The sequence below is a fragment of the Dellaglioa sp. CoH-57-MRSF-18 genome (assembly GCF_056781995.1).
Genome location: NZ_JBXAXX010000009.1, coordinates 1 through 19,898 on the forward strand (window position 1 = coordinate 1; position 19,898 = coordinate 19,898).

Below are 19,898 nucleotides of genomic sequence, written 5' to 3' on the forward strand. Positions count from 1 at the left end.
GGACATACAAAAATCCCTCCATGATTATCGGATGAAATTATATTATTTCATCTGACAACCATAAAGGGATTATTACATCACTCAATCTGAAGTTGTTGGAACCTTTTTAAGTTTTTCTTTAAGTCGCAATAAAAAATTTTAAGAATACTTGTGCAATACTAAAATAAATTAACACAGAAGTTAAATCACTCAATGTCGAAATAAATGGCCCTGATGCAACTGCTGGATCAACACCAATTTTATCCATTAAAATTGGTATAAAACTACCCGCTAAATTTGCCACCGTAATAGCGCACATCATTGCAAGTCCTATCACCATCCCGAGAACAAAGTTACCCTTCCAGAGTCCGACAATTAAAGTGACGGAAATACCCGTTACAACCCCAATTACTAATCCAGTGAAAACTTCACTTATAATTAGTCTAAGCACACTTTGTTCATTGTCATCTTTTACAGCTAGGCGTCGAACAGCAACAGCTAAACTTTGTGTTCCGGCATTACCGGCCGTTCCTGTAATCAATGAAATGAAGACAGCTAAAATACTTGCTTCACTCAGTAACCCTTCAAAATGACTAACTAAACTTGCCGTTGACATACCTAAAAATAATAACGTTATCAACCATGGCAAACGTTTTGATGCTGCTTTAAATGGATTTTCTGTTTGATCTTCAGTATCGACACCGGCCAAACCAGAGTAATCCTCAGCCGATTCTTCATCAATAACATCAATAATATCATCAACAGTAATCACACCAATTAATTGTTCATCATAATTTGTAACTGGCATTGCTAAAAAGTTATAATCCCGAATCATCTTGGCAACGTCTGCTTGATCGTCATCAGCTTTAACAGACATAACTGGTGTCGTCATGATATCTCCAATTAACGCCTTCTCATTACTCATTAATAAATTACGTAATGTTACAATCCCCATCAAACGCTGATCATTATTAATAACATAATCATAGTAAATTGTTTCCGCATCACTTGCTTCTTCTCTTAAAGTACGCATTGCAGAACTCACTGTTTGATCTGAGGTTATTGAGGCAAAATCAGTTGACATAATAGCACCAGCTGTCTTATCTTCATAATGCAGCAGACTTTTTATTTCATAGGCCTTATCTTTATCCATCAGACCTAAATATCTCGCTAATTTATGCTGATCCAGTTGTCCCAACAGGTCAACCTCATTATCAGTGTACATATTATCTAATAACTCAGCCACATACTTTAGAGACATTTCATCAAAATATTTAACAACATCTTCCGGATCATCTTCAGCGGCATCAAATGTGTCACTCAATTCCTTAGGCGTCAGGTACTGATACACCTTTTGGCGTTGCTCTTTATTAAGCACTGAAAAAATCTCAGCTTGCTCATAAACATGCAAATCTGTAAATTCATTGTGAAAATTATATTGTTGATTCTTTTCAAGCGAATCAATAATTTCTTCAGTTTTTATTTGGTTATATTTTTCTGTATCCACCATGATGAATACCTCGTTTATTTTTTATTTATAAATTTTTGCATATCCGATGCAAGGTGACTCTGAACATTTATCTGTTCATGTGTAAATGGTTGATAAAACTCAATTTCACTACAGTGTAGCGCTTGGCGTTGCATTGGCATAATTATATGCCCACCATACAATGTATCACCAACTAAGGGATGCCCTGTGGATGCAAAATGAACACGAATTTGATGTGTTCTCCCCGTATGTAATTGGATTTTATATTGACTAATACCTTTTACAGATTTCTCTAACCAATACTCAGTTAAAGCTACTTGACTACCTTCCCCATGGCCAACCTGCCTCTTAATGAATGATTCTGGATCACGCATAATTGGCTCATCAATTGTCCCATGCGGAGTTTCAATCTGTCCTTCGACAAATGCTGTATAGTACTTTTTAATTAGATGATTTTGTAACTGTTGATCCAATAAAGCGTGAGCAAATCGATGTTTAGCAAACAATACTAACCCACTCGTATCACGATCAAGTCGCGTCGCAATATGTGGAATAAAATCATTTAAATGTCGATTTTGATAATAGCCTGCGACACGATTAATCAAGGTATCCTCCGGATGTAAATATGAAGGAATTGAGGCAACATGTGCTGGTTTATTAATAATTAAAAAATCGCGATCTTCAAAAACGATATCAATTGGTACAAACGATTTTTTTAATTCATTTTTATTTTTCTCAGCTGGTAGAACAATACTCACTTTATCATTTGTTTGAATGAAGTCAATTGCCCACTGCTCGTTATCGTTGACTAATAGCTTACCACCACAATACTTAAGCGTTGCAAGTAATCGCCTAGATACACCTTCATTTTTCAGAAAAGTCTTCACTTTTTGAGGAGACGTCCCTGTATACTGCCAATCAATCTGCATAATCACTACCAATAAACGCCTCATTTACACGTTTCCAGAAATTATTATGTCGATATTTGGCAAAACAAATGTGTTCCTTCGCTATTTTATATTTAATTGCCTTAATTTGCCGATTATGATAGATTTCTTGGTCTATACTAAAAACAAAGTCACTGCTTTGTGTTGGTTTCAGTGTAATCCAATCATTTGAAGCCACAATAACTGGTGAGCTTAGCGTCCTAAACACACGATTGTTAATAGACGCAATTTCTGCCATTTGTATTGACTCGAGTTCGGGATGAATAACCGCTCCACCAACCGATTTATTATAGGCAGTAGATCCAGTAGGCGTAGAAATGCACAAACCATCTCCACGAAACTTTTCAAATAACTGATCACCAATATAAACATCCGTTACCATTGTATTGTTAATCCTTTTTAAGGTTGATTCATTTAATGCAAGAAATCTTTCTGATTCTGCATCAAAATAATCAACTTTAACATCTAATAATGGATAATTAATTGATTGTTTATTATCTGATTGGAGACTAGTAACTAAATCTGAAATTTCATCATCTCGCCAATCCGTATAAAAACCTAAATGCCCTGTATGTACGCCAACAAATCTAATGTTTTCAAGGTTATCTTGGTAATGTTTGAAAGCAGAAAGCAAAGTTCCATCCCCACCAACCGTAATCACAATTTCAGGATGACTATTATCAATTACGATATGTGCATCCGTTAGTTTTTGATACAGTTCTTTACCAACTTTTTGCGATTTTTCCCCATCATTTTCGAAAATAGCAACTTTCATTCGTAACCCTCTTTTCCTGACGCCCATGATACCTAATGTTTATTTTTTGTTTAAACCCTTACCATAAAATAAATGCTGCGCTTCTTGAATCTCTTCTCTAATTTCGGACATTTCAGTGTCTAATTTAAACGCAGCCTCTGCTGCCCGTTCGAGCCGTGCATTTAATTGGCTAGGAAATTCTCCTTGATATTTATAATTTAAAGAGTGCTCAATCGTTGCCCAAAAATTCATAGCTAACGTGCGAATTTGAATTTCAACAAGTACATTTTTTTCTCCATTTATCATTTGAACCGGGTACTTAAGTACAATATGATATGAGCGATAACCGCTCGCTTTTTTATTAGTAATGTAGTCACGTTCTTCTACAACGGTCATATCATTTCGAGAACGTAATAAGTCAACAACCTGATAAATATCATCAACAAATTGGCACATAATGCGAATACCCGCAATATCTTGCATGTCAGTTTCTAAACGTTCTTCAGAAATTTGACGTCGTTCAATTTTCTCTAAAATACTATCAACTGATTTAACCCGACTTGTCACAAATTCAATTGGCGAATGTTGACCAATACCCGTGAACTGTTTTCTTAAACCACGCATTTTTATTTTCATTTCTGAAACGGCCTGTTCATAGGGTCTAAAGAAATATTTCCAATCTTCTACCATTTTATCACTCTATTCTATTATTCAATTTACTCATCTCATTTTAGCATAAATTAGTGATTCAGTTCCGAATTAACCTCACAATGTTACCAAATCTTTCAAAAAACAAGTAATTTTAATAATATCTGTTATTAATTAAGTGTTAATAATTGAAAAAAAAAAAAAATTTGGTAAAGTGGTAATAGTTATTAAAACAGAAATGAAATCAAACCCCACACGATTTTAAATCTAATCACTATAATTGGAGGAGTACTCTTGCTAGAAATTTATTTATTTGTCAACCCATTAGGTACAAAATGCTTCAAATCTGAACAAAAGGTTTTAGACTTTATTCGTCTATCTCCCCAAAAAATCTCATTCCAATTTGTACCCATGTTAAACATCCAAACAGTGCACAATGTCATGATTGAAAAAAATCTTGATACACGTAACTTAGCGCTTCGAAATGTGTTATCTGGGTCAATTTACCAAGCCGCTTTAGATTATAAAGCAGCTCTTTTTCAAGGAAAAAAACGTGGACGTGATTTCTTAATGGCAATTCAAGCGGCTTTAGTTCAAGATAGCACTTGTTACTCAGAAGAGCTCATTCAACGAGTTGCTAAAGAAGTTAACTTAAACTGGGAAATGTTTAATGAAGATAGACATTCAGTGTTAGCAAAAAAATCATTTAAAAATGATCAAAAAATTGCCAATGATATGAACGTTACAATGCATCCCACAATCGTCATTAATAATATTGATGGTCTAGACTGTGGTGTATCCTTCCCAGATGCTGATTTAGTAGATATTTCGAAAGTTTGTGCTGGTGATTTTAATATTCAAAATGACTTACATCAAGCAATTAACCCTCAAAACCAACTATACGTTTTATAAAATAAAAATACGTAGCTTAGTTTTTTAACTAAGTTACGTATTTTTTATTTCTCTAAGATTTGAGGTAATAATGCCTCTAATTCATTCAATCTTGCTTCAAATACAGCAAATGCGTTAACTAGATATGCTGACTTAGTCATATCTACACCTGCTTTTTTCATGACATCAACTGGAAAATCTGAACTCCCAGCTTTCAAATAATTCAAATAGTTTTCTAATGCATCAGGTTTTCCACTAGTGATTCCCTCAGATAAAGTGGTTGCAGCAGCAAACCCTGTTGCATATTGATAGACATAATAATTATAATAAAAATGCGGAATTCTTGACCATTCCATTGCAATTTCTGGATCACGTTCTAAACTCTCTCCATAATATTTTTGATTTAAATCAGCATAGTATTTAGACAGTTTATCAGCCGTTAGTGGGTTTCCAACCGCGTCTTCCTCATGAATCCAATGTTCAAATTCTGCAAATTGTGTTTGACGGAAGATAGTTCCTTTAAACCCGTCTAAATAATAATTAAGTAAAAATGCCCTAACCTTAGGATCTGTTTGAGTCTTTAATAAATAATGTGTTAACGTATTTTCATTAGTTGTTGACGCAATTTCTGCTAAAAAAATTGGATAATCACCATACAAATAAGGCTGATTATGATGCGTATAGTAACTATGAATACTATGTCCCATTTCATGTACCAATGTATAAAGATTATTTACATTATTTTGCCAGTTTAATAACATATATGGTGCTGTATCATACATACCTGATGAATAGGCACCACTTCTTTTACCTTGATTTTCAACAACATCAATCCAACGGTTATCAAATGCCTCTTGAACATGACTTAGATAATCAGGTCCCATTTTATCTAAGGCTTTTAATGCCTCACTTTTCGCTTCATCATACGTGTAACTTAGTGCGGGTTCGCCTGTTATTGGTGTATATAAATCGTATGAATGTAATTTTTCAACTTTTAAAATTTTCTTACGTAATGCAACATAACGGTGTAACAACGGTAAATTCTTATTAACCTGCTCAATTAGTGTATTGTAGACAACTTCAGGTATCTGATTATTTGATAATGACGCATCTCTGGCACTTTTATAATGTCGAACTTGTGCACTATAGTTATGAACTTTAACATGGCTTGAAAGTGTTGAAGCTAGTGTGTTTTGAAATTGACCATAGACTTCATATAATTTTTTAAAGGCCTGTTCTCTAACACTTCTAGAAGTTGATTCTAGAAGGACCCCATAAATACCTTGTGATAATTGAACATCATTACCTTGTTCGTCTTGAACAACTGGAAATTTCAAATCAGCATTGTTCAGTATTTCAAACGTTTTAGAAGAGGCGCTAAATATATCCCCTGCTCCAGCTAAGAGCGTTTCTTCAGCATGCGAAAGGACATGATCCTTCTCCAATAATAAACTATCAAAAAAATGACGATAGCCTTTTAAATCAGGATTATCAGACATAAATTGCTTTAAAGTATCCTCTGGTATCGCAATAATTTCAGGTTCAAACCAAGAAATAGCAGCCGATACCTTAGCTGCCAAGGCGCCAGCCCTTGAATTTAAAGCTTGATATGTTGAATTTTCTGTATCTTGATCATTTTTTAAATTCGCATACACGTATACTTTTTCGAGCATCCGTTCAAGCGCCAAAATAGCTTCTAATCCACGTAACATTGTTGTACTATCTTGACTCAATGTACCTTTAAAGTTAGCGATAGTTACTACAGATTCTTCAATTTTTTTGTAATCCTCTTCAAATAATGAATCTGAACCATATATTTTTTCTACATCCCACGTTAAATTTTCTGGTACCTCTTCACGCTTTGGTAATTGCTTAGCTACTGTCATAAAAAGCCTCCGAATATCGTTTATTTACTCCTATAAGATAACATATTTTTAATCAAAATTTGAAATAAATGTATGCCTCAACTGTAAATTTTCCATTTTTAGCGATATATCACTGGACCATACAATCTGATTGTCAATTCGATAATTTTCGGATTCTTTAATTGGTATTAAAATATGATTTTTAATTAAACCCTTAATATATGCATTATTAACTTGTTTAATTGCTAGATGACCAACAAGTGGCATTTCAAAAAGAGTTTTTGTGATTTTTTGTTGCAGGTTAAATAATAACTCAAGCTCTTTTTTCGAAATAACATCAGTGGTATATTTTTGCAAATCTAAAATAACTCGAATTCTCCAAAAAAAGTCATCATGTCGATAGATTGGCGGAAGACGCGTCTGACTCAAGCAATATATCGGAAATCCCATAAAATAATATCGCTGCATGTAGCAAAAATCAATCTGTTGCTTTAAATAATGATTCAAATAATAACAATTTTTCTCTAACTTAGTCAATTGACGGAACAAGTCTGCTGGTGACAAATTCAAAGTTTTATTCCTACAATTATTTTTGATAAATACCATTAAGTCTGTTACATCATTAAATACTTTTGTGCAGTAACGAATACCATATAAATTTTCAAACCATAATTCATAATTTAAAATTAAACACTGTCGCTCAGTATCGATAAATACTAAGAAATAACCAATATTTTTATGGAAATTTATAAACATTGCTTGTTGTTGTGTTAATTTTTTATTTAAACGATGTTTCATCCCTAGAATCCAAAAAATACGATACCCATTTTGTTTATAACCGTCAGTCCTTTTGTTAAAATCTTTTAGCGTCAACGGACTGCATTGGTACTCTACGACTAACTGGCTATTTTTTAAATTTATTAAAACATCCGGTCGTTGCTTTAGTTTAGGCAAATATTGCTCAATATCTGCTCTTTTATGTCTTTTTTCTGCCCACATTTTAATTAAATTTTTCCCTGTGACATGTATTTTCGTTTCACCTTCTGAAAAAAAATGACATGACTTTTTAAAATGAGCAAAATGAGCTTGTTTTTGCGGGCCTTCTTTAAAGACAACACGCTCTCCGCAACCAGGACAAAAATATTTATTGTTTTGCTTAAAATTTATTGCGCATACCAACTCATCTACGTGTTCTTGTTTTGCAAATATCATTCAAATTACCCCTTGTTACAATTTAAATACGCAAAAAAACAAACTAACCTTTTTCGATTAGTTTGTTTATTTAAAGTATCTTCTTGCCTCAGAGAGTGCGTCAGATGACATAATCTTTTTACCACGTTCTTCCATAAATGGTCCTGTCGATGAGACAACCTGTGCATACTCTAATGCGACAGCTATATCATTTTCGATTGTTTCTTTTGTTGTATTATCTTTATCAAAAATTAGTTCTAAAAAATATTTATTTTGGACTTTAAATAAATTGCTTTGTGTATTTGTTGGTCTAAAAATTTTAGCTAATTGAATAAAATCTTCGAAGTCCCCAAATTCAAACATTCTTGTTTGAGCAGATTTTTTATAACCCGATCCAACAGTATCTTGTGAGTCATTGTCACTGTCTTCAAGCTCAGCTAATCTATCTTTTATAAAGCTTCCTAGATCATCATTCTCAGATAAATCAGAAATGTTTATTTCTTTCGGATTTTGCGTCTCGTCTGGCTTTCCACGACTGATAAATAACTCCAAGCCATCTCGATTAGGTAATACCTGGAAGGTAACTGCTTCATTATTTTCAAATTCATGTTCCGTGTCTACTTCGCGTAAAATACTATAAAAGAAATCTTCAATTTGAGTTCTATTACCTAATAAATCTAAAACAGTAATACCTCTTTTAGATAAATCTTCATCTTCAACTAAAACACGAATTGTATTTTCATTTATTTTTTCCATTTTCATTACTAATCACCCATCTTTCTGATAACTTGACCTTAATTCTATCTAAAATTTACTATTTGTAAAGTAGTTTAAACTAAATAAAAAAAATTCAGGAATGCGTCTTCCTGAATTTTACCATGTTACCTTATTAAAAACTAATGTTTCAATATTATTTAATTTTAAATTAATTAAAATCCAGCAAGTAATTGTGCCTTTTGTAATTCTAAAGCACGTACATCCCTTGGTAAGAAGCGACGAATTTCGTCTTCGTTATATCCAACCTGTAATCGTTTTTCATCTAGAATAATAGGACGACGTAATAAACCAGGATTATCTTGAATTAATGAGAATAATTCTTGAAGTGGTAAATCGTCTAAGTCCATATCTAGTTCCTGATAAACTTTTGAGCGTTTAGAAATAACTTCTTCTGTTCCATTTTCAGTCATTTGCAAAATTGTTTTAATTTCATCAATGTTGAGAGGCTCAGAAAAAATATTACGTTCTTGGAATGGAATATTATTTTCCTTAAGCCATGCACGTGCTTTTCGACAAGATGTACAACTTGGTGAAGTATATAAAGTTACCATATGCGCTCTCTCCTTTTAATAAAAAATTTATCAATTCCTATAAAACAATTGTAACTTATTATCAAACAAATTACTACCATTTTATTAAAAAAATTTACTAATTAATATTTTTACTAATAATACATTTAATTCATTTGTGTTCATTATTAAATGATTAAATGACATCATTTTTGATATTGTTTTTTATATTTCGAGTATGATATTACATATATTTTATAGTTATTATTATTTATTGAATGAAAAATAATTTGCTATCTCAATTATTTAATATACTTTACACTCGATATATACTTACTAAAAGTACGTAACACGCACTTAATCGTTTATTTGCAACAATCTTATCATTATTTTATTTTTCAAAAAAAAGATACATATTGTTAAAAAAATTTAACAATATGTATCCGATTACAAAATTAGTTCTAAATATTTTTTTGCGAGTATTATATCGATATTATTGCCAGCTGATAATTCAGCTTGTTCTTTTAATAATTCGTGGGAACCATTTGCTGGTAAATGCGTTAAAATTAATCTTTTAGCATTATTTAAACGAGCAAACTTTCCAGACTCGGTAGATGTCATATGCCATTTTTTGCCAATTTTATCATCAAAAAAGTTTGTATCGGTCATTAATATATCTGCATTTTGACTAATTTCATTTAATTTTTCGTCATACGCCGTATCAGCTGTAAAAACAAAGACCTTCCCAGTTGCCCGTTCCGTTATTCTCATAGCATATGTAGGCACTGGGTGAATTGTTTCTAAAAATTCAAAAGTAAAAGGCCCAATGTCTATAACTTCTTTATTCTTATATCCTATTCCAATTGTCGCATTTGCCCAAGTTAATTTTGCTAATGCTTCTTGATCAATAGATGGCCCATAAATAGGAAGTGGTTGCTTCACTTGTTCACCGTTAATCTGCCAGCTATACTGTAAAACGCCGACATCTGCGATATGATCCTGATGATAATGTGATAAAACAACTGCATCTAACTTCAAGGAATCTAGTTTAGGTTCTAGACTAAGCATTGCTCCACTTCCACAGTCCAACAATAAATTAAAACCATTACTCTGAATTAAATATGAACTAGTTCCAACTGTATGGGCAGGATAACCCCCATAGAATCCTAAAATTGTCAACTTCATTTTTAATTGTCCTTCCTGTTACTTTTGACTCTATTATACCTTTTTTTGGGCTATACTTAATAATGAATTAAAGTAAATGGGAGATGTATCTTTGTTAAATCATATAAACACAGCATTAGGCGCTGAATATTTTTTAAAGTCTATAATTCGAAATAATCCATCCCGATCATTTATTCTACTTAATCCAATTAATAAGTACAATAATTCTTACTTATTAGACACATCAGATGATAATTCTATTTTCTACTCTGGATTAGACTTCCGTGTTCGATATCATGTAGGAATGGATTCATGGCAAGGTTTTTATCATTTTAAATATATTACTTTGAGCGATGAAGAAAGTAAAGTTTACTTAGCTCAAGTACAAACTTTTATTAATGAACAAACAAAACCAACTGGTATCATTTCTTTTTACACATTACAGTCTTTATCTAAAGGTTATAATTATGTTTTTTTAACAATTTGGAAGCAACAATCTGATTTTATTAATTGGCGTAAAACGTCAAATTATAAACAGTTAAAGTACTATGAAAGTGAGTTTCAAATTACTCCCATAGACGCAGTGTATTCTGTTAATGAATTAATTAATATAAAAGATTAATCCAATTAGTTAAAAACAATCCGTATTCCACAAACGATATTAATAGCTAATTAATGACTCAAACAAGTCATTAATTAGCTATTTTTTTACAATAGTTATTCCCCAAAAATGTTTAATTTCCAACCAAAAAATAGCCTAAAAAGTTTTCTAACTTTTAGGCTATTAATCATTTAACCGTTCTTAAACTCTGTTATTTATTATCCGATTCAACACTCTCACGGTAATTAAAAATAAGCCTAAATACATCACATAGAAGGTCCCCCAGAAGAAAATGAGAACATTTAGGTTAGGTTGATCAAATAATGCGACATAAATATTAAAAGTAAATATTGCTTCTATCGATCCTAAAATAACCGGAATTAAAAATAAACTGGCTGTTTGCTGATAAATAATTCGCTTAATCTCTTTTTTGGTCACACCTAGACTTTGCATTAGTGAATAAGTTTTTTGATTTTGTCTAAGATCTATCATTTGTTGTAACATTAAAATACTACAAGTTGCTAATACTAAAATAATACTAATAAAACATGCTATATAAATATAAAACCCATCTAATTCGTTAACATTTTTTTCAACTTGATTTCTCACACCCAAATTTCGATAATGGTAGTTTGACTTAATTTGATTAGAAAATTTATAACGGACATTCGATAATGTTGTCCCTGTCTGCTGCAAATAGGTCTGTTCTTTAGATTGATTATCTAATTTATGTCCGAAATCATTTTTAGATTGTGCAAATTCCTGATAATTTTTAATATTAATAGCTGTAAGTCCATATTTTGTGTTGCTATCAACACGTTTGTAGACACTATCTTTAACAATTAACAAATTTTGAATGTAATGTATTTCACCATACGGAAACGTACTTAAGTATGTTTTTATCTTTAATTTGTTCATTGATTTTTGCTTAAATTGAATGAGCTGGTTATCATCATTAATTTGATATCTTGCTAACTTGTGTAAAATCATAACTGTCTCATTCGATTTAATCTTAATCGGTTCTAAATCATCTTGAATTTTACGCGCATGATTATAATCTGTTTCTGACATTATTGTAATTGGCACAATTTTAGCTTCACTTTGATTATTTGCTTTTAATTGAACACTTGTTTTCATCGGTACAATTTTAAGATGTCCACTTACTTGCTGTTTCACTATTAAATTGTTTTGTTTTAATACTTTTTTTACAGTTTTTAAATGATAATCGTCCGTAATAAAATGAGCTGGTGCCACTTGATCAATTGTTTTTTGGGAATATGAATACAACGTAGCCACTCCAATAAATACAGATAAAGAGAACATTATTAATAAAGTCATTAAACTTAAGATGACCTTATTTTGTCTTAAACTGACTTTTAAATTAGAAAAAGCAAGTAGCCTACCACCCCGATACATAAAATGTCGCCATTTTTGTATCATACTTATCATTATCGGCACCAAATAATTAAAAATCAAAAGAGTCCCTAAGATAATCATAATTGCAATAATCAATACTGCTAAAAAATAATCATTTTTACGTAACCAAACATTAAAAATAGGTCCCAAATTTTCAAAATTTACTGCCATAAATAAAGGTACAATAATAAAAAAGATACTAATGATAGCCATAAATCGTTTAAATGGTCCAAATTTTTCGACACTGGCATTATCACTATTTTTAAACAATGAAACTAATTGTTTACGATAAATAACACTTGCATTAACAGTTGACATCATTAAAAAGATAACGTTAAAGATAACTATTGTACTAATTAAACTATGCCAAGATATAATAATATTGGTATCTGCCACAATAAACATAGCCCTCAACAAAATCATAGCAAATAATTTAGAAAAGATCGCACCAACCACTAAACCAATCAGTAATGCTATATTACCTAGAATTAAATTTTCAATAAATAGCATTGTCGCAATTTCTTTTTTTTTCACTCCAAGAAGATGGTAAACAGCAATTTCTTTTTCTCGCCGTTTCGCCACAAAAAGATTAGTGTACATCATGAAACAAGCAATAAAAATCAAAATTAAAAAACTACTAATACGTAAAGTAACAGAAATTGGTAACTCTACGCGCGCATTTTGTGTTAACTCTTTGTTAATTGACATTGACAAAAATGAAAAATAAACTGTAACTGCTATCGCACTAGCAATAATGTAAATTAAATAATCCCATAAACTGCGCCAAATACTTTTAAAAACAATATTCACTAGTGGTTTCATTGCTTTCCCCCACCAATAGCTGCTTGCATATCAATTATTTTTTGGAAAAATTCTTTTCTAGAGCCATCTCGCCTAATTTCGGCAAAGATATTCCCATCTTTAATAAAAATAATTCTTTTACAATAACTAGCTGTAAATGCATCATGAGTTACCATCATGAGCGTCATCTTTTGCTTTTCATTCACGTCTGTTAAATACTTCAATAGTTCCGTAGCTGCTTTTGAATCTAGACTTCCTGTCGGTTCATCTGCGAATAACATTTTGGGTGCCGTTATAATAGCTCGTGCAACTGCAACCCTCTGCTGTTGACCAATTGAAATTTCATTTGGAAAATGTTTTAAAATATTATTTAAATTTAAAATATTAGCAATATTAGCAAGTTTTGCCTCAATTATTTCTACATTTACTTTATCCAATGCTAAGGGCAAAATTATATTTTCCTTGATAGTCAACGAATTAAGTAAATTAAAATCTTGAAAAATAAACCCTAACTGTTGTCTTCTAAACTCAGACAATTTTTTTTCATTATATTGTGTTATATCCTGGTTATCTATTCTAACATGTCCAAAAGTTGGCTTATCAATAGTCGACATCATATTTAATAACGTCGTTTTTCCTGCACCAGATGGTCCCATAATACCAACAAATTCTCCTGAATCAATTACAAACGAAATATTATCAATTGCAGTCGATCTATTAAACTTCATTCCATAAATTTTTTTAACGTGATCTACTTCAATAAATGTCATAATTTCATTTCTCCTATTACCAAGTATTATCCTATATATAGGATAATTACGCCAATATTTATTTACGCTTTTTATCTATTTGAATTTAATGCTAAAAACCGGTATTGTAGGGTAAATAGTTCTTACTTTAAAGAGGTGATAATATGTTTAGTATAATGATTGTTGAAGATGATAAAACAATTGCCAACATTACTGCAGATAGTCTAGCAAAATGGCGATTCAACCCTATTTTAATTAATAATTTTAGTGAAATTGATCTTGAATTCATTGAAAAAAAACCACATTTAGTTTTATTAGACATTAATTTACCCGATTTTGATGGCTTTTACTGGTGTAAAAAAATCCGTGAAATATCAAATGTACCAATTATATTTATCTCAAGCCGAAATACCAATATGGATATGGTTATGGCAATGAATATGGGTGGCGATGACTTCGTAAATAAACCTTACTCAATGGAAGTTTTAGTTGCAAAAATTTCTGCATTATTACGACGCACTTACAATTACGCAGAAATGGGACCAGAAACACTCGAGCATAATGGCCTTTTTTTGAATTTACAAAATGGAACTGCAAAATTTAACGATAAAATTATTGATTTATCAAAAAATGAGTACCAGTTACTGCAATATTTAATGCGTCAGACAGGGAAAATTGTTAGCCGTGAAAAATTACTTCGAGAACTCTGGGAAGACGAACATTTTGTTGATGACAATACGTTAACCGTTAATATTAATCGCGTTCGTAAAAAAATAGCACAAGCTGGATTACCCAATTTTATCGAGACAAAGGTAGGACAAGGTTATCTTATCCCTTAGGAGACACTAATGACATTTTTTAAGTACATTTCAGATAGAATTACAACAATCATCTTTTTCCTTCTAGTTATTCTCTTAATTAATCTTGTATTGTGGTTTGATCCATTCCATAACATTGTTTTATCTACATTATTATATATAGATATTCTGGTAGTTATTATATCAAGTATTTTTGTTGTAACACGTTACTGGATTAATCATCAATGGTACCAAAAATTTAAATTACCAATTGATCCAGCAACAGCAGATTTATTGATTCCTATTAATGGTGCACATTCCAATGAACAACGTTTATATCAGGGTTATGTTAATGCCCTATTAAACAATCATCAAATACAAATAAATAATATCTTGTCTAAACAACAAGAACAAGAGGATTTTTTAAATGCTTGGATTCATGATATTAAAGTTCCCTTAGCTGCTATTCAGTTACTAATTGAAACATCTGATGGCAAGCTATCTGAAAAACAAGTCATGCAAACTGAAATTGAATTAAAAAACATTGAAAATTTTGTTGAACAAGTGATTTATTATTCTCGTTTAGATAGCTTTTCAAATGATTATTTAATTCAAGATGATTCACTAAAAAAAGTAGTTAATCTTGTCATTCGGGATAATATGAACTTATTTTTTTCAAAACATATTCGTTTCGTTTTTAACAGTACAGATATTTCCGTTCTAACTGATTCAAAATGGCTACGTTTTATCTTAAATCAAGTGATTACCAATTCATTAAAATACACACCAAATAATGGTGAAATCGTTATTTCTCTTAAAGATACTGAAAAAGAAACGATATTAGCCATTAAAGATAATGGCATTGGTATCCCGAACGCAGATTTAGCTCGCGTTTTTGACAAAGGATTTACCGGGAATAACGGGCGTCAATTCAACCAAAATGCAACCGGATTAGGCCTTTATTTAGCAAATCAACTAAGTCAAAAATTAGGTCACCAATTAGAAATTGAATCTCCAAAAAATGAAGGTACTACAGTTAAAATTATATTTCCTAAACTTTCTTATTATAATGATGAAATGGGCGAAATTCTTCGCTAGGAGGGTCTATCATGTTATCAGAAATTGAACTCGGTTTTACAAATATTAAAGATATTGATCCTAATATTATTGTAGATTTACGCTATGCTACAAAAGACAACTTTACTAACCAAATTATTTATGACTTTTCTACAGCAATCGCTAGAACAGGAACAGCTAAGAAACTTGGTATCGCAAGTCAATTACTCAAAACTCAAGGCTATCGTTTAAAAATTTGGGACGCCTACAGACCAGTCTCTGCTCAAAAAAAATTATTTGACGTTTATCCCGATCCTAATTTTGTAGCGAAGCCAAATCCTAATTTCAGTCATCAAAAAGGCGTGACATTTGATTTAACTATCTGTGATATGGATGGCCACGAGCTTAACATGCAAAGTGAATTTGACGACTTTTCAGAACGAGCTGGAAGAAATTATAAACGAACACCTCAACAACAAATAAATTACGATATACTAAATAACGCTATGATAACTGCTGGTTTTATCGGATATTCTGAAGAATGGTGGGACTATAGAGATTCTGATATGAATGACTATTCACCACTTATCGCGAATCCAAATGATTATTAAAAAAACTTGTCACAACACCTTACATACAAGGTATTGTGACAAGTTTTTTATCTTAACAATTTATCCCAGAGAATAACTTCACCCGCAATTAATGATTTTTGAACATCAATAATTCTTTGATTTGAGCTACCTCTAAATTGCAAAGTTAAATCTTTTTTTGGTAATTCGAATCGACCGTCGACTAAAATATCAATCTTTGAAAGTAATTCAAGTTTATCATCAGATTCAAGCATTAATTCATCCCATGTATAACCAGTCCAAGACCAGATATCTTTCGTCCATCCATAAGTATCATGAATACGATTCACTAAGCTTAAACAAACCTGCGTGTTAACAAAAGGCTCTCCGCCTAATAAAGTTAATCCTTGGCAATAGTCTTCGCTTAAATCAGTTATTATTTGATCTTCAAGCTCTTTTGTATATGGTGTCCCATATCTAAAATTTTGCGCTGCCTTATTATAACAACCCGGACAAGCAAATAAACAGCCACTAACGTATAAACTACAACGAACCCCTTCACCATCAACAAAATTAAATGGTTTATAAGATGCAATATACTGTTGGCTTAACTCACTGGCAATCCATTCTTTAGGTTTCGGATTTCGTGGTGCTTTAACTCTCTTTTGTCGTTCCATCATCAACCATTCCTAAAGTCATATTTTTAACACGAGAAGCAATTTCTTTATGACGTCCATGAACCATCGGACGTTGCTGTGGATTACCTAAGTATCCACATGTCCTTTTAACAACATCACATGTTTTTGGATCATGATTTTGACATTTAGGGCATTCAAATCCTCGTTCAGTTGGGTTAAATTCACCATCAAAACCACATTTATAACAATGATCAATAGGGGTATTAGTTCCTAAATAGCCGATTTTATCATAAGCCCAATCCCAGACTGCTTCTAAAGCCTTAGGATTTTGACGTAAATTTGGGTATTCACAGTAATGAATAAATCCACCTGATGCATATTTAGGATATTCCATTTCAAACGACAATTTTTCAAACGGAGTTGGATTTTTCCTAACGTCATAATGAAAACTATTTGTATAATATTCCTTTTCTGTAACATCTTTAATTTCACCAAATTTTTCAGTGTCTAATACACAGAAACGATCTGTTAAGGATTCACTAGGAGTTGAATAAACACTAAAATGATAATCGTATTCATCTGACCAATCTGTACAATACTCCTTGAGGCGTTTAACGATGTCAATCGTAAAATTATGCGCCTTTTCATTTTTTTCCCAATTAGGTCCAAAAAAAACAGTTCCAACTTCATATAGTCCAATATAACCTAATGAGACCGTAGCGCGACGATTCTTGAATAAATCATCAACATCTCCGTCTGCTTTTAACCTTTCGCCAAAAGCACCATGTTGATATAGAATGGGTGCATTCTCTGGGATAGCTTCCTTGACACGGTTAACTTTAAAGACTAATGCCTCTTTACAAACCTGCATCCTCTCTTTAAAGATATCCCAAAATAAATCAATATTACCTTCGGATTCCAAAGCAATTCGTGGTAAATTAACTGTAACAACGCCTAAATTCATACGCCCAGAATTGACTTCATTACCATTTTTATCTTTCCATCCTTGCAGAAAGCTACGACAGCCCATAGGTACCTTGAAACTGCCCGTAAGCTCTTTTATCTTGTCATACATTAATATGTCAGGGTACATTCTCTTCGTAGCACAATCAACAGCTAAGGCCTTAATATCGTAGTTAGGGTCCCCATGTTTAAAGTTTAAATCCTTTTTTATTGTAAATACTAATTTAGGAAATATTGCCGTACGATGCTCACGACCTAATCCTTTTATTCTAATTTTTAAAATTGAGATTTGAATTTCTCGTTCAATCCAACTTTCACCCAACCCAAAACCTAACGTAGTAAACGGCGTCTGTCCTTGCGAAGAGAATAAAGTATTGATTTCATACTCTAATCCTTGCATGGCATCATAAATATCTTTGCTTGTTTTAAGTTTAGCAAATTCTATCTGTTTTATTGGATTCCCAATCCATACTTTTGCATCTATTAAATGCTTCTTATAATTTAATTCAGCAAATGGCGCTAGTAACTCATCCACCCTATCTGCAGAACAACCACCATACTGACTTGAGGCTACATTAGCAATAATTTGTGCCATTTGCGCAGTTGCGGTCTGAATTGAATGAGGACTTTCAACTTCAGCATTTCCTATTTTAAATCCATTTGTTAACATCTCTTTAAAATCAATCAGACAGCAGTTAGTCATAGGACTCCAGGGTGTGTAATCTAAATCATGATAATGAATTGAACCACGTAAATGTGCTTTAGCTAGTGATTCAGGCATTAATTTTAATCCCAAAGTTTTACCCACTGTCCCAGCCGTCAAATCACGTTGTGTATTGAATACATTGCTATCCTTATTAGCATTTTCATGAACAATTGTATCATCTTTATTTAATAATTTATCCAAACGACCAGCTGGATCAGTTTGCTCTTTCCACAATTTTTCATCATTTATTCTATATTCCTGAAAGCTATCCAATGCATCACGGTAGCCTAATTCACGATATGTAGCTATAACTAAGCCATACATCGTTTGGGCATTAATTTTTTGATAATTACTTAATTTATGTAATAGTAATTCCTGATAGCTTTCTTGATTTTTTTTACTATTTAATCGACGCAAAGTACTACTTAAAACTTTACGTAATGCAAAATCAACTTTTCGACCATCACGCTTTTCAAATATGTCAGGCACTTGCATATCTAACTTTACCTCTACTTTTTTCATAAGTGACCTTCCTTTTCTTACAGCAATAAATATATGTTACTTGATTATCCTCTTAAAAACAACAATATATAGTGTACAACAATATATACTATCTATATATTGTTGTACACTATGATTTACTATCAAGATGTTTGAAATGTAATTAAAAAGTTAGACGTATATATATCAGTTAAAAAATTATTATATGATTTCAATACCAGAATATTTTATACACTTAAAAATTTATACCAAAAAAACTCTAATTATTAAGTGATTAGAATTTTCATACTATTATCCACCAACAACAGTTGACGAAGAGCCAAAAAAGTTCAACAAAAGCTCAACTTTCTATAATTTCGTATTATTCTTCATAATTTAGCGTACAAAAAAAGCCCAATCAATGGGCTTTCATGTTTTCTAATACTCTCTATAATACTTAATAATACCGGTGATCGGGGTCGAACCGATACTCCATTGCTGGAACTGGATTTTGAGTCCAGCGCGTCTGCCAATTCCGCCACACCGGCATAACTCGTGTAAGGCGGTAACCGGATTTGAACCGGTGATGAAGGTTTTGCAGACCTCTGCCTTACCACTTGGCTATACCGCCATATTAATTATTACTTGATATAACCTTATAAAAGGCGACATGTGGGAATCGAACCCACGCGTGCCGGAGCCACAATCCGGTGCGTTAACCACTTCGCCAATATCGCCAAAACAAAAAATGGCAGGGGTAGTAGGAATTGAACCCACACTGACGGTTTTGGAGACCGTAGTTCTACCTTTAAACTATACCCCTATAAAAAATGGAAGAGAGTGGATTCGAACCACCGAACCCGAAGGAGCGGATTTACAGTCCGCCGCGTTTAGCCTCTTCGCTACTC

18 protein-coding genes and 4 tRNA genes are annotated in these 19,898 nt (G+C 32.1%); 5 read left to right on the forward strand and 17 right to left on the reverse strand.

Translation table 11 applies throughout. From position 1 onward, the window contains the following. Positions 1-118 precede the first annotated feature (118 nt). The 4 genes from mgtE to yjbM are packed head-to-tail and all read right to left on the reverse strand — an operon-like array spanning position 119 to position 3,859. A complete protein-coding gene (gene mgtE / locus AC1RPG_RS07555; protein WP_481761981.1) occupies positions 119-1,486 on the reverse strand; it encodes a magnesium transporter in 1,368 nt (455 codons plus the stop codon). A 17-nt stretch (positions 1,487-1,503) separates the two neighbouring features. Beyond that, a complete protein-coding gene (locus AC1RPG_RS07560; RefSeq protein WP_481761982.1) occupies positions 1,504-2,397 on the reverse strand; it encodes an RluA family pseudouridine synthase in 894 nt (297 codons plus the stop codon). Then, the gene (locus tag AC1RPG_RS07565; protein ID WP_481761966.1) at positions 2,387-3,190 is read right to left on the reverse strand and encodes an NAD kinase; all 804 of its coding nucleotides are present in this window, start codon (positions 3,188-3,190) and stop codon (positions 2,387-2,389) included. Before AC1RPG_RS07565 ends, AC1RPG_RS07560 begins: the two co-directional genes overlap by 11 nt. 39 nt (positions 3,191-3,229) lie before the next feature. Continuing rightward, positions 3,230-3,859, reverse strand: coding sequence for a GTP diphosphokinase (yjbM, locus tag AC1RPG_RS07570; protein ID WP_481761967.1), 630 nt, complete (start codon positions 3,857-3,859; stop codon positions 3,230-3,232). 252 nt (positions 3,860-4,111) lie between these two features. On the opposite strand from yjbM, the gene AC1RPG_RS07575 reads away from it, so the two are divergent. Continuing rightward, positions 4,112-4,729, forward strand: a complete 618-nt coding sequence (locus AC1RPG_RS07575; RefSeq protein WP_481761968.1) for a DsbA family protein — start codon at positions 4,112-4,114, stop codon at positions 4,727-4,729. Between the two features lie 44 nt (positions 4,730-4,773). Here the strand turns inward: AC1RPG_RS07575 and pepF are convergent, their stop codons facing one another. The 5 genes from pepF to AC1RPG_RS07600 form a co-directional block, all read right to left on the reverse strand. Then, positions 4,774-6,594, reverse strand: coding sequence for an oligoendopeptidase F (pepF, locus tag AC1RPG_RS07580; protein ID WP_481761969.1), 1,821 nt, complete (start codon positions 6,592-6,594; stop codon positions 4,774-4,776). Between the two features lie 48 nt (positions 6,595-6,642). Next, a complete protein-coding gene (locus AC1RPG_RS07585) occupies positions 6,643-7,785 on the reverse strand; it encodes a competence protein CoiA (protein ID WP_481761970.1) in 1,143 nt (380 codons plus the stop codon). Between the two features lie 66 nt (positions 7,786-7,851). Next, positions 7,852-8,526, reverse strand: a complete 675-nt coding sequence (locus tag AC1RPG_RS07590; protein WP_481761971.1) for an adaptor protein MecA — start codon at positions 8,524-8,526, stop codon at positions 7,852-7,854. Between the two features lie 167 nt (positions 8,527-8,693). After that, positions 8,694-9,092: a transcriptional regulator SpxA gene (gene spxA, locus AC1RPG_RS07595; protein WP_481761972.1), complete on the reverse strand. Its 399-nt coding sequence runs from the start codon at positions 9,090-9,092 to the stop codon at positions 8,694-8,696. Positions 9,093-9,497: 405 nt separating this feature from the next. Beyond that, on the reverse strand, positions 9,498-10,235 hold the full coding sequence (locus AC1RPG_RS07600; protein WP_481761973.1) for an MBL fold metallo-hydrolase: 738 nt from the start codon (positions 10,233-10,235) through the stop codon (positions 9,498-9,500). A 91-nt stretch (positions 10,236-10,326) separates the two neighbouring features. Here AC1RPG_RS07600 and AC1RPG_RS07605 point away from each other — a divergent pair, with 91 nt between their 5' ends. Then, a complete protein-coding gene (locus AC1RPG_RS07605; protein ID WP_481761974.1) occupies positions 10,327-10,836 on the forward strand; it encodes an antibiotic biosynthesis monooxygenase in 510 nt (169 codons plus the stop codon). A gap of 180 nt (positions 10,837-11,016) precedes the next feature. On the opposite strand, the gene AC1RPG_RS07610 is transcribed toward AC1RPG_RS07605, so the two are convergent. Together AC1RPG_RS07610 and AC1RPG_RS07615 are read right to left on the reverse strand one after the other, a co-directional pair. Next, entirely contained in the window at positions 11,017-13,053 is a 2,037-nt protein-coding gene (locus tag AC1RPG_RS07610) for an ABC transporter permease (protein WP_481761975.1), read from the reverse strand. Further along, entirely contained in the window at positions 13,050-13,805 is a 756-nt protein-coding gene (locus AC1RPG_RS07615) for an ABC transporter ATP-binding protein (RefSeq protein ID WP_481761983.1), read from the reverse strand. The genes AC1RPG_RS07610 and AC1RPG_RS07615 overlap by 4 nt, the downstream gene beginning before the upstream one ends. Before the next feature lie 140 nt (positions 13,806-13,945). Here AC1RPG_RS07615 and AC1RPG_RS07620 point away from each other — a divergent pair, with 140 nt between their 5' ends. The 3 genes from AC1RPG_RS07620 to AC1RPG_RS07630 are packed head-to-tail and all read left to right on the forward strand — an operon-like array spanning position 13,946 to position 16,245. Beyond that, positions 13,946-14,620, forward strand: coding sequence for a response regulator transcription factor (locus AC1RPG_RS07620; protein ID WP_481761976.1), 675 nt, complete (start codon positions 13,946-13,948; stop codon positions 14,618-14,620). Positions 14,621-14,629: 9 nt separating this feature from the next. Further along, positions 14,630-15,676, forward strand: a complete 1,047-nt coding sequence (locus tag AC1RPG_RS07625; RefSeq protein ID WP_481761977.1) for a sensor histidine kinase — start codon at positions 14,630-14,632, stop codon at positions 15,674-15,676. Between the two features lie 11 nt (positions 15,677-15,687). Beyond that, on the forward strand, positions 15,688-16,245 hold the full coding sequence (locus tag AC1RPG_RS07630) for a M15 family metallopeptidase (protein ID WP_481761978.1): 558 nt from the start codon (positions 15,688-15,690) through the stop codon (positions 16,243-16,245). Positions 16,246-16,292: 47 nt separating this feature from the next. Here AC1RPG_RS07630 and nrdG read toward each other — a convergent pair whose 3' ends face one another. The 6 genes from nrdG to AC1RPG_RS07660 all read right to left on the reverse strand — a co-directional run bounded on the left by nrdG (position 16,293) and on the right by AC1RPG_RS07660 (position 19,813). Beyond that, positions 16,293-16,883 (reverse strand): anaerobic ribonucleoside-triphosphate reductase activating protein, encoded by a 591-nt coding sequence (nrdG, locus tag AC1RPG_RS07635; protein ID WP_481761979.1) that lies wholly within the window; start codon positions 16,881-16,883, stop codon positions 16,293-16,295. Next, entirely contained in the window at positions 16,858-19,032 is a 2,175-nt protein-coding gene (gene nrdD, locus AC1RPG_RS07640) for an anaerobic ribonucleoside-triphosphate reductase (RefSeq protein ID WP_481761980.1), read from the reverse strand. Before nrdD ends, nrdG begins: the two co-directional genes overlap by 26 nt. A 422-nt stretch (positions 19,033-19,454) precedes the next feature. Further along, positions 19,455-19,538 (reverse strand) — tRNA-Leu (locus AC1RPG_RS07645). Positions 19,539-19,550: 12 nt separating this feature from the next. Beyond that, positions 19,551-19,621, reverse strand: a tRNA-Cys gene (locus AC1RPG_RS07650). A 33-nt stretch (positions 19,622-19,654) separates the two neighbouring features. Then, positions 19,655-19,727: transfer RNA gene (locus AC1RPG_RS07655), tRNA-His, on the reverse strand. Between the two features lie 12 nt (positions 19,728-19,739). After that, positions 19,740-19,813, reverse strand: a tRNA-Trp gene (locus AC1RPG_RS07660). Positions 19,814-19,898: the final 85 nt, after the last annotated feature.

Coding starts and splice junctions, on each gene's coding strand:
- AC1RPG_RS07560 (WP_481761982.1), bottom strand. CDS start 2,397: ATGCAGATTGATTGGCAGTATACAGGGACGTCTCCTCAAAAAGTGAAG.
- AC1RPG_RS07565 (WP_481761966.1), bottom strand. CDS start 3,190: ATGAAAGTTGCTATTTTCGAAAATGATGGGGAAAAATCGCAAAAAGTT.
- yjbM (WP_481761967.1), bottom strand. CDS start 3,859: ATGGTAGAAGATTGGAAATATTTCTTTAGACCCTATGAACAGGCCGTT.
- pepF (WP_481761969.1), bottom strand. CDS start 6,594: ATGACAGTAGCTAAGCAATTACCAAAGCGTGAAGAGGTACCAGAAAAT.
- AC1RPG_RS07585 (WP_481761970.1), bottom strand. CDS start 7,785: ATGATATTTGCAAAACAAGAACACGTAGATGAGTTGGTATGCGCAATA.
- AC1RPG_RS07590 (WP_481761971.1), bottom strand. CDS start 8,526: ATGAAAATGGAAAAAATAAATGAAAATACAATTCGTGTTTTAGTTGAA.
- spxA (WP_481761972.1), bottom strand. CDS start 9,092: ATGGTAACTTTATATACTTCACCAAGTTGTACATCTTGTCGAAAAGCA.
- AC1RPG_RS07600 (WP_481761973.1), bottom strand. CDS start 10,235: ATGAAGTTGACAATTTTAGGATTCTATGGGGGTTATCCTGCCCATACA.
- AC1RPG_RS07610 (WP_481761975.1), bottom strand. CDS start 13,053: ATGAAACCACTAGTGAATATTGTTTTTAAAAGTATTTGGCGCAGTTTA.
- AC1RPG_RS07620 (WP_481761976.1), top strand. CDS start 13,946: ATGTTTAGTATAATGATTGTTGAAGATGATAAAACAATTGCCAACATT.
- AC1RPG_RS07625 (WP_481761977.1), top strand. CDS start 14,630: ATGACATTTTTTAAGTACATTTCAGATAGAATTACAACAATCATCTTT.
- AC1RPG_RS07630 (WP_481761978.1), top strand. CDS start 15,688: ATGTTATCAGAAATTGAACTCGGTTTTACAAATATTAAAGATATTGAT.
- nrdG (WP_481761979.1), bottom strand. CDS start 16,883: ATGATGGAACGACAAAAGAGAGTTAAAGCACCACGAAATCCGAAACCT.
- nrdD (WP_481761980.1), bottom strand. CDS start 19,032: ATGAAAAAAGTAGAGGTAAAGTTAGATATGCAAGTGCCTGACATATTT.